Source organism: Acinetobacter sp. 1294243, assembly GCF_000588015.1.
Classification (GTDB): domain Bacteria; phylum Pseudomonadota; class Gammaproteobacteria; order Pseudomonadales; family Moraxellaceae; genus Acinetobacter; species Acinetobacter pittii.
The window spans coordinates 1-715 of the sequence record NZ_JFXG01000060.1 but is presented as its reverse complement, the minus strand read 5'-3'; the positions used below and the strand labels follow the sequence as shown (position 1 = coordinate 715).

Genomic DNA, 715 nt, shown 5'->3' with positions numbered 1-715 from the left:
AGAATCGCTGTCAGAGTCAGAATCGCTATCAGAATCAGAGTCGCTGTCAGAATCAGAATCGCTGTCAGAGTCAGAATCGCTGTCAGAGTCTGAGTCGCTGTCGGAATCAGAGTCACTGTCACTGTCAGAATCGCTGTCAGAGTCAGAGTCGCTATCAGAATCAGAGTCGCTGTCAGAGTCAGAATCGCTGTCGCTATCAGAGTCTGAGTCGCTGTCAGAGTCAGAATCGCTGTCGCTATCAGAGTCTGAGTCGCTGTCAGAGTCGCTGTCAGAGTCAGAGTCGCTGTCAGAATCCGAGTCACTGTCAGAGTCAGAATCGCTGTCAGAATCCGAGTCACTGTCAGAGTCTGAGTCACTGTCAGAATCGCTGTCAGAGTCAGAGTCGCTATCAGAATCAGAGTCGCTGTCAGAGTCAGAATCGCTGTCGCTATCAGAGTCTGAGTCACTGTCGGAATCAGAGTCGCTGTCAGAGTCAGAATCAGAGTCGCTGTCAGAGTCAGAATCCGAGTCACTGTCAGAGTCTGAGTCACTGTCAGAATCGCTGTCAGAGTCAGAATCGCTATCAGAATCAGAGTCGCTGTCAGAATCAGAATCGCTGTCAGAATCAGAATCGCTGTCAGAGTCAGAATCGCTGTCGCTGTCGCTGTCAGAGTCTGAGTCACTGTCGGAATCAGAGTCGCTGTCGGAATCAGAGTCTGAGTCACTGTCAGAATCA

The 715-nt window shown here is 50.3% G+C and carries 1 protein-coding gene; it reads right to left on the bottom strand.

The window, feature by feature from the left end:
- A partial coding sequence (locus J655_RS25270; RefSeq protein WP_032053466.1) for a hypothetical protein occupies positions 1-715 on the bottom strand: 715 nt, incomplete at both ends.